At 63.5% G+C, this 8696-nt stretch carries 6 protein-coding genes; 2 read left to right on the top strand and 4 right to left on the bottom strand.

The window, feature by feature from the left end; translation table 11 throughout:
• Positions 1–172: 172 nt before the first annotated feature.
• The 3 genes from FIV38_RS27970 to FIV38_RS27960 all read right to left on the bottom strand — a co-directional run bounded on the left by FIV38_RS27970 (position 173) and on the right by FIV38_RS27960 (position 5051).
• On the bottom strand, positions 173–1507 hold the full coding sequence (locus FIV38_RS27970; RefSeq protein ID WP_092237869.1) for a sigma-54-dependent transcriptional regulator: 1335 nt from the start codon (positions 1505–1507) through the stop codon (positions 173–175).
• Positions 1501–3267 carry an ATP-binding protein gene (locus FIV38_RS27965; RefSeq protein WP_092237866.1) on the bottom strand — a complete coding sequence of 589 codons (1767 nt, stop codon included), beginning with the start codon at positions 3265–3267 and terminating at the stop codon, positions 1501–1503. The genes FIV38_RS27970 and FIV38_RS27965 overlap by 7 nt, the downstream gene beginning before the upstream one ends.
• A 260-nt stretch (positions 3268–3527) precedes the next feature.
• Entirely contained in the window at positions 3528–5051 is a 1524-nt protein-coding gene (locus FIV38_RS27960; protein WP_070994445.1) for a fumarate hydratase, read from the bottom strand.
• A gap of 300 nt (positions 5052–5351) precedes the next feature.
• Between FIV38_RS27960 and FIV38_RS27950 the strand changes: the two genes are divergently transcribed.
• A complete protein-coding gene (locus FIV38_RS27950) occupies positions 5352–6284 on the top strand; it encodes an iron-sulfur-binding ferredoxin reductase (RefSeq protein ID WP_092237863.1) in 933 nt (310 codons plus the stop codon).
• A gap of 22 nt (positions 6285–6306) precedes the next feature.
• Positions 6307–7056, top strand: a complete 750-nt coding sequence (locus FIV38_RS27945) for an enoyl-CoA hydratase (protein WP_029295453.1) — start codon at positions 6307–6309, stop codon at positions 7054–7056.
• Between the two features lie 160 nt (positions 7057–7216).
• On the opposite strand, the gene pyk is transcribed toward FIV38_RS27945, so the two are convergent.
• Complete coding sequence (gene pyk, locus FIV38_RS27940) at positions 7217–8668, bottom strand: pyruvate kinase (RefSeq protein WP_029295454.1); 1452 nt, start codon at positions 8666–8668, stop codon at positions 7217–7219.
• Between the last annotated feature and the right edge of the window lie 28 nt (positions 8669–8696).

The raw sequence follows: 8696 nt of genomic DNA, 5'->3' as shown, positions 1-8696 counted from the left end.
GGGCTGCGAAGCAGCCCCAATAAGCAGAATGCGTTGTACCAGATACACCGCAGCGGCTGGTTTTGGGGCTGCTTCGCAGCCCAGCGCGGGGCAAGCCCGCTCGCCACAGGAGAGTTCGTCAGTTTCTGAAAGTTGTGTAGATAGCAGCGATGAGGCCTCCAGCAGCCCCCCCTCAGTCCATCGACAGAAACATTTCCCGGGTCAGCCCATGGCGCTGCATCTTTTCATTGAACGTACGCCGTGGCAGTTGCAGCTCGGCCAGTACCGCCTTGATATCGCCCTTGTGCCGAGTCAGCGCGGCTTTCAAGCAGTGCGCCTCGAACGCTTCCTGCTGCGCTGCCAGGGACTGCCCGGCCTCGATACCCTCCGGCTCCGGCTCACCGAGGCCCAGTACCTGGCGTTCGGCAGCGTTGGCCAACTCGCGCACGTTGCCCGGCCAGTCATGGCTGAGCAGTCGCCCCAGCTGCGGCCCGCTGAGGGGGGCGGCCGCGCGGCCCAGGCGCTCGGCGGCGCTCTGGGCAAAGTGTTCGAACAGCAGCGGAATATCTTCGCGGCGTTCGCGCAGCGGCGGCAGGCGCAATTGTGCGACGGTCAGGCGGTAGGCCAGGTCCTCACGGAACCGCCCGGCGCGGGCTTCGTCCAGCAAGTCGGGCTTGGTCGCGGCAATGATGCGCAGGTCGACCTTGATGCTCTGGTTGGAGCCCAGGCGCTCAAGCTTCTGCTCTTGCAGCACCCGCAGCAGTTTCACCTGCTGGGCCAGGGGCATGCTTTCGATCTCGTCGAGAAACAACGTGCCGCCGTCGGCGTACTCCAGCTTGCCGATACGCTTGCCCTGGGCGCCAGTGAAGGCGCCGCTTTCATGGCCGAACAGTTCGGCTTCAAACAGTTGCTCGGGAATTGCCGCACAGTTGAGCGCGACAAACGGCTTCTTCGCCCGGGGCCCGAAGTCGTGCAGGCAGCGGGCGACCAGTTCCTTGCCGCTGCCGGTCTCGCCACGGATCAGCACGTTGACCGGCAAGGCTGCCAAATCCAGGACTTGGCGACGCAATGTCTGCAGGCTGCGGGACACTCCCAGCAGGCTCGACTCCAGCTTGGCCCGATGATCGGCCTGCTGGTGCAGGCGACGGTTTTCCAGGATCAGCCCGCGCTTGTCCAGGGCCCGGCGCAGGCTGGCGAGCAGGGCGTCGGGGCTGAAGGGTTTTTCGAGAAAGTCGTAGGCGCCATCGCGCATCGCTTCGACGGCCATTGGCACGTCACCGTGGCCCGTCAGCAGGATCACCGGCAAGTCGGCATCGCGTCGTTGCACCTCGGCCAGCAGCTCCAGGCCGCTGAGGCCCGGCATGCGCACGTCGCTGAGAATCACCCCGGGGAAATCCCTGGGCAGTTGCGCCAGGCAGTCCTCGGCGCGGCTGAATAGTTGCACCTCGAACCCGGAGAGGTTCAGCCACTGTTCCACGGCCGTGCGGATGCTGGCTTCGTCATCAACCACGATCACCGCGTTCAGCATAGGTCTGGCGCCTCCAGTGCGATGGGCAGGGTCAGGGTGAATACGGCGCCGTCGCCCTGATTGGCAACACTCAGGCGCCCCCCCAGTTCATGCACGATAGCGTAGGACACCGCCAACCCGAGACCGAGCCCGTCACCCACCGGCTTGGTGGTGAAGAACGGGTCGAATACGTTGTTCAGGTGCTCCTCGGCAATGCCGCCGCCGCTGTCGCTGACGCTCAGGTGCCACAGTTGTTGATCGGCGTGCAGGCGGATTTCCAGGCGCTTGCGCGGTTTGTTGGCCATGGCGTCCAGGGCATTGCGCAGCAGGTTGATCAGCACCTGTTCCAGACGAATGGCGTCGCCGCGTACCCAGGCCGGGCGGGTCAGGTCAAGCACAGTGCCGATGGCTTCGTCGCGCAGGCGGGCGTCGAGCAAGTGCAGGGACTGGTCGACCACGGTCGCCAGGTCCAGGCGTTCGCGCAGGCCGCTGGGGCTTTTGCGGGCGAAGGTTTTCAGATGGCCGGTCAGGGCGGCCATGCGGGTGAGCATGTCGTCCAATGGCGTCAGCGCCTGGTACGCGTCGTCGATGCGCCCGTGATCAAGCAGCAGGCGCAAGGTCGCCAGTTGCATGCGCTGGGTGGTCAGCGGCTGGTTGATTTCATGGGCCAGGGCCGCAGACATCTGCCCCAGCGCCGCCAGCTTGGCCGATTGCACCAGGCCATCCTGGGCGGTGCGCAGGGCCTGGGTACGCTCTTGCACCAGGCGCTCCAGTTCTTCGCGGCTGCGCTGGCGCAAGCGGGCCAGGCGCCAACGCTGGGTCAGGAACAACAGCAGGAACACCAGCGCCAACCACAGGCCGGCGGCGGCGAGGCCGGCGTTACGCTGATCTTCAAAGGCCACCTGGGGTTTGCGCAGCAGGTGCAGGGTCCAGCCTTCGGCTTTGAGCGGCAGGGATTCCCAGATGTAGTTGGCGTTGCCTTCAGGGCCGGCCACGCGGACCAGGTGACTGTTTTCGTCGAAGCGCTGCAAGGTCTGGGTGTCCAGGGGCTGCAGTTGCTTCTTGTCGTACTGGCGCGTGGCTTGGAGTTCGGCCAGATCGTTGGCCGACAGCGGGCGCAGGTTGCGATAACGCCATCCGGGTTTATTGGCGATAAACACGATGCCCCGGGCATCGCTGACCAGCAGCAGGTCGTCGCCCTGGGCCCATTCGCGCTCCAGCTCCGGAAATTCCAGCTTGACCACCATGGCACCGAGGAATTGTTCCTGCTCATCCACTACCGCGCTGGAGAGGAAGTACCCCGGAATGCCGGTGGTCACCCCCACCGCATAAAAGCGCCCGGTGCCCTGGCTGCGGGTCTGGCTGAAGTAGGGGCGAAACGCGTAGTTGTGGCCGACATAGCTGCTGGGCAGGCGCCAGTTACTGGCCGCCACGGCCAGGCCGCTGCGGTCCATCAATTCCAGGGTCGAAGACTGCGCAGCACCGTTGATGCGTTCCAGTTTGTGGTTGAGCACCTCCTGGGTCGCCGGATCCAGCGGGCCTTTGAGGGCCCGGATCATTTCCGAGTCAAGGGCCAGCACGGCGGGCAGGGCGCGGTAGCGTTCGATCAGGGTGTGCAAGGAGTTGGCATACAGCGCCAACTGCTGGTTCGCACGCCCGGCATCGTCCACCAGGGACTGGCGTTCGGCCTGGCGGATGGCAACGCTGGCCGCCAGAACGGCGCCGGCAATAATCAGCAGGGAATAGAAGGTCAGACGCAATGGGCGAGGGATCGCGATCATACGAGAATGAGCAGCTGCAGTAAGGGGCGAGCACCATAACATGCGCCGCTTGGATCTTGTGATGAGCGGGCTGGTGTAACAGCTGGGCTTGTGTGGGAGCGGGCTTGCTCGCGAAAGCAGTGTGTCATTCAACACATCCAGCGCCTGATTCAGCGCTTTCGCGAGCAAGCCCGCTCCCACATAACTGCGTTCACTGTGACCACAAAAAAGGCGACTGCAGCACGGAGCCACAGTCGCCTTTTAACCTTGCAGGGAGGTGCTTACTGCACTTCTACCGCCAGGCTCTCACTGATCTTTTTCTGCCAGATGGCAGGGCCAGTGATGTGGACCGACTCACCGTTGCTGTCGACAGCAACCGTTACCGGCATGTCTTTGACGTCGAACTCGTAGATCGCTTCCATGCCCAGTTCGGCGAACGCCACCACACGCGATTTCTTGATGGCTTGCGCCACCAGGTAAGCCGCGCCACCCACGGCCATCAGGTACACGGCCTTGTGGTCCTTGATTGCTTCGATGGCGGTCGGGCCGCGCTCGGATTTGCCGATCATGCCCAACAGGCCAGTCTGCTCGAGGATCTGGCGGGTGAACTTGTCCATCCGCGTGGCGGTGGTCGGGCCAGCCGGGCCAACCACTTCTTCGCGCACCGGATCGACCGGGCCGACGTAGTAGATGAAGCGACCCTTGAGGTCTACCGGCAAGGTTTCACCCTTGTTCAGCATCTCGACCATGCGCTTGTGCGCCGCGTCGCGCCCGGTGAGCATCTTGCCGTTGAGCAGCACGGTTTCGCCCGGTTTCCAGCTCTGCACGTCTTCCGGGGTCAGGGTGTCGAGGTTGACGCGGCGGGCCGACGGGCCGGCTTCCCAGACGATTTCCGGGTAGGCGTCCAGCGGTGGCGCTTCCAGCGAGGCCGGGCCGGAACCGTCGAGCACGAAGTGTGCGTGACGGGTGGCGGCGCAGTTGGGGATCATGCACACCGGCAACGAGGCGGCGTGGGTCGGGTAATCCATGATCTTCACGTCGAGCACGGTGGTCAGGCCACCCAGGCCCTGGGCGCCGATCCCCAGTTGGTTGACCTTCTCGAACAGCTCCAGGCGCATTTCTTCGATACGGTTGGAAGGGCCGCGCTTTTTCAGCTCGTGGATGTCGATGGATTCCATCAACACTTCCTTGGCCATCACCGCGGCTTTCTCGGCGGTGCCGCCGATACCAATGCCGAGCATGCCCGGTGGGCACCAGCCGGCACCCATGGTCGGCACGGTCTTGAGGACCCAGTCGACGATCGAGTCGGACGGGTTGAGCATGGCCATTTTCGACTTGTTCTCGGAACCACCACCCTTGGCGGCCACGTCCACTTCCACGGTGTTACCCGGAACGATGGAGTAGTGGATTACCGCTGGGGTGTTGTCCTTGGTGTTCTTCCTGCTACCTGCCGGGTCGGCGAGGATCGAGGCCCGCAGGACGTTTTCCGGCAGGTTGTAGGCGCGACGCACGCCTTCGTTGATCATGTCGTCCAGGCCCATGGTGGCGCCATCCCAACGTACATCCATGCCGACGCGTACGAACACGGTAACGATCCCGGTGTCCTGGCAGATCGGGCGGTGGCCGGTGGCACACATGCGCGAGTTGATCAGGATCTGGGCCATGGAGTCACGGGCGGCCGGCGATTCTTCGCGCAGGTAGGCCTCGTGCATTGCCTGGATGAAGTCAACGGGGTGGTAGTAGGAAATGAATTGCAGGGCGTCGGCAACGCTCTGAATCAGGTCGTCTTGCTTGATCACGGTCATGAGTCGCGCTCCTCTATAAGGGAACATTCAATAAAGGTGGCTTCAGATGGGTGTATCGGTCGCTGGAGCCACCTTTTCCAAGGCACGCCGGGTAGTGCTGGCGCGACGCTAAAAAGGCGCGGCAGTATAACCCGGTGCGGTGGCTGATACACCCGACGATGGTCATGAATGGCCGGCTCGATTTAGCTTTAGGAGCGAGCTTGCTCGCGAAAAACGTGAATCTGGTGGGTTTCGTCAGGCAGCCCGCGTTATCGTTAGCGACATTCGCGAGCAAGCTCGCTCCTACAGCTGAAGAGTTTTATGCCTGAACTGCACGTCGGCGCACGCCACTGGTCGGTCTCCACCGGCAGCAATCTGCTGGATGCCTTGAACCAGGCCGGTGTGGCCGTGCCCTACAGCTGCCGGGCGGGGAGTTGCCATGCCTGCCTGGTGCGTTGCCGGGGTGAGGTCGAGGACAAGCAACCCGAGGCCCTGAGCCCGGCCCAGCGCCAGGATGGCTGGCGCCTGGCCTGCCAGTGCCAGGTTACAGGTGATGTGCAGGTTGAGGCCTTTGACCCATTGCGCGACGGCACGGCGGCCACGGTACTGAGCGCGGACTGGCTGCACCCGACGGTGCTGCGCCTGCGCCTGCAACCGGAGCGAGGCCTGCGTTACCGAGCCGGGCAGCACCTGGCGCTATGGGCGGGTACGGTGGCGCGGCCTTATTCCCTGGCCAGCTTGCCCGGGGAAGATCCGTTCCTGGAGTTCCATCTCGATTGCCGCCTGCCCGGCGAGTTCAGCGATCTTGCCCGGCAGTTACAGGCCGGTGATCAACTGCGCCTGGGCGAATTGCGCGGTGGGGCGTTGCACTATGACCCGGACTGGCAATCCCGGCCGCTGTGGCTGCTGGCATCCGGCACTGGCCTGGGCCCGTTGTGGGGCGTGTTGCGTGAGGCCTTGCGCCAGGATCACCAGGGCGTCATCCGTGTGATTCACCTGGCCCATGATACGGATGCGCATTATCTGGCCGAGCCCCTGGCCCAGCTGGCCGCCAGCCATGAAAACCTCATCGTCGAGCTGTGGACAGCGGCGCAGTTGGCCGGTGCTTTGGCGCAACTGCGGCTTGTTTCCCGGCAAACCCTGGCCTTACTCTGCGGGCATCCCGGCAGTGTCGAGGCCTTTTCCAAGCGCCTGTTCCTGGCGGGCTTGCCGCGTAATCAACTGCTGGCCGATGTGTTCCTGCCCCGTGGTTGAGCGCCTATCTGCGAGACTCACCATGACCGATGCCATTGTGCTGCAACGTGACCGTGGGCTGCTGATTCTGCAGTTCAATCGCCCCGACAAGAAAAACGCCCTGACCCGCGCGATGTACCACCAGTTGGCCGCGGCGTTGGAGCAGGCCGATGCCGACAACACGGTCAATGCGGTGCTGATCCAGGGCAGTAGCGAGTGTTTTACCGCCGGCAATGATATCGGCGACTTCCTGCAGCAACCGCCCACGGACCTGGACAGCCCACCGTTCCTCTTTATGAAGAGCCTGCTCAATTGCCGCAAACCGGTGATTGCCGGTGTGGCGGGCGCTGCAGTGGGCATTGGTACCACGCTGTTGCTGCATTGCGACCTGGTGTATGTCAGCCGTGATGCCCGGTTGCGCATGCCGTTTGTCAACCTGGGACTGTGCCCGGAGTTCGGCTCCAGCCTGATCCTGCCGCGTTTGCTTGGGCATGCAAAGGCTGCCGAATTGTTGCTGCTGGGCGAAGGGTTCAGCGGCGAGCAAGCTGCACAGTGGGGCATCGCCACGCAAGCGCTGGACAGTGGTGAGGCAGCCTTGGCCAAGGCGCGGGAGGTGGCCGAACGCTTCGAGACTCTGGCGCCGGGTGCAGTGCAAATCAGCAAGCAGTTGATGAAGAGCGTTGATCGCGAGCAGTTGCGCCAGGTGATTGAGGAGGAGGGCGCGCTGTTTACCCAGCGGTTGAGGTCGCCGGAGGCGATTGCGGCGTTGTCGGGGTTTATTGCCCGGCGCTGAAATCGAAGTGGCTGGACCGGCCTCATCGCGGGCAAGCCCGCTCCCACATGGGAGTGCATTTGAAGTGTGGGCTTGCCCGCGAAAGCGCCAGTGCAACCACCCCAGAAATGCAAAAGGCCCTGTCACTCACATGACAGGGCCTTTGCTTTCAGCAGGTCACTCAGACCATTGGGTCGCCAACGTGCAGGATCTTCATGCCGTTGGTACCGCCGATGGTGTGGTAGCTGTCACCCTTGGTCAGGATCACCCAATCGCCTTTCTCCACGACGCCACGCTTGAGCAGTTCGTCGATGGCAGCCTGGCTGACTTGCTCAGGCGGCAACGACGCCGGGTCGAACGGTACGGTGTACACGCCACGGAACATGGCCGCGCGGGCCTGGGTTTCGCGGTGCGGGGAGAACGCGTAGATCGGGATCGAGGAGCGGATGCGCGACATGATCAACGGGGTGTAGCCACTTTCGGTCAGGGCGATGATCGCCTTCACACCCGGGAAGTGGTTGGCGGTGTACATGGCGGCCAGGGCAATGCTCTGGTCGCAGCTTTCGAACACCTTGCCGATGCGGTGGCTGGAGGTCTTGCTGGTCGGGTGCTTTTCAGCGCCGACGCAGATCCGCGCCATGGCCTGGACCGCTTCCAGCGGGTACGGGCCGGCGGCACTTTCCGCCGAGAGCATTACGGCGTCGGTGTAGTCGAGCACGGCGTTGGCCACGTCGGACACTTCGGCACGGGTTGGCATCGGGTTCTGGATCATCGACTCCATCATCTGGGTCGCAACGATCACCGCTTTATTGTGGCGGCGTGCGTGCAGGATGATTTTCTTCTGTATGCCGATCAGTTCCGCGTCACCGATTTCTACGCCGAGGTCGCCACGGGCAACCATCACTGCGTCGGACGCCTTGATCAGGCCGTCGAGGGTTTCGTCGTCGGCCACGGCTTCAGCGCGCTCGATCTTCGCGACCAGCCAGGCAGTACCGCCGGCTTCGTCGCGCAGTTGGCGGGCGTATTCCATGTCGGCAGCGTCGCGTGGGAAGGACACGGCGAGGTAGTCCACTTCCATTTCGGCGGCGAGCTTGATGTCAGCCTTGTCTTTCTCGGTCAGGGCCGGTGCAGTCAGGCCGCCACCACGACGGTTGATGCCTTTGTGGTCGGACAGCGGGCCGCCGATGATCACGGTGCAGTTCAGCTCGGTGACGGTGGCGGTGTCGACGCGCATGACCACTCGGCCATCGTCCAACAGCAGTTCGTCGCCGACGCCGCAGTCTTTCACCAGGTCCGGGTAGTCGATACCCACAACCTGCTGGTTGCCTTCGGTCAGCGGATGGCTGGTGGAGAAGGTGAATTTGTCACCAATCTTCAGCTCGATGCGCTTGTTGGCGAATTTGGCGATCCGGATCTTCGGACCTTGCAGGTCACCCAGCAGCGCGACGAAGCGGCCATGCTTGGCGGCGAGGTCACGTACCAGCTTGGCGCGAGCCTTGTGCTCGTCCGGGGTGCCGTGGGAGAAGTTCAGACGGGCAACGTCCAGGCCAGCCAGAATCAGCTGTTCGAGGACTTCCGGCGAGTTACTGGCCGGGCCAAGGGTGGCGACGATTTTGGTACGACGGACGGACATGCACGGACTCCTGAGTTCTAGCGCTGGG

Origin of the sequence: Pseudomonas proteolytica (assembly GCF_007858275.1) — a bacterium.
GTDB classification, from domain to species: Bacteria; Pseudomonadota; Gammaproteobacteria; order Pseudomonadales; family Pseudomonadaceae; genus Aquipseudomonas; species Aquipseudomonas proteolytica.
This window is presented reverse-complemented; position numbering and strand designations above follow the sequence as displayed.

What these genes read in the sequence shown, in the direction of transcription:
- FIV38_RS27970 (WP_092237869.1), bottom strand. Translation starts at nt 1,507, where the DNA reads ATGCTGAACGCGGTGATCGTGGTTGATGACGAAGCCAGCATCCGCACG.
- FIV38_RS27965 (WP_092237866.1), bottom strand. Translation starts at nt 3,267, where the DNA reads ATGATCGCGATCCCTCGCCCATTGCGTCTGACCTTCTATTCCCTGCTG.
- FIV38_RS27960 (WP_070994445.1), bottom strand. Translation starts at nt 5,051, where the DNA reads ATGACCGTGATCAAGCAAGACGACCTGATTCAGAGCGTTGCCGACGCC.
- FIV38_RS27950 (WP_092237863.1), top strand. Translation starts at nt 5,352, where the DNA reads ATGCCTGAACTGCACGTCGGCGCACGCCACTGGTCGGTCTCCACCGGC.
- FIV38_RS27945 (WP_029295453.1), top strand. Translation starts at nt 6,307, where the DNA reads ATGACCGATGCCATTGTGCTGCAACGTGACCGTGGGCTGCTGATTCTG.
- pyk (WP_029295454.1), bottom strand. Translation starts at nt 8,668, where the DNA reads ATGTCCGTCCGTCGTACCAAAATCGTCGCCACCCTTGGCCCGGCCAGT.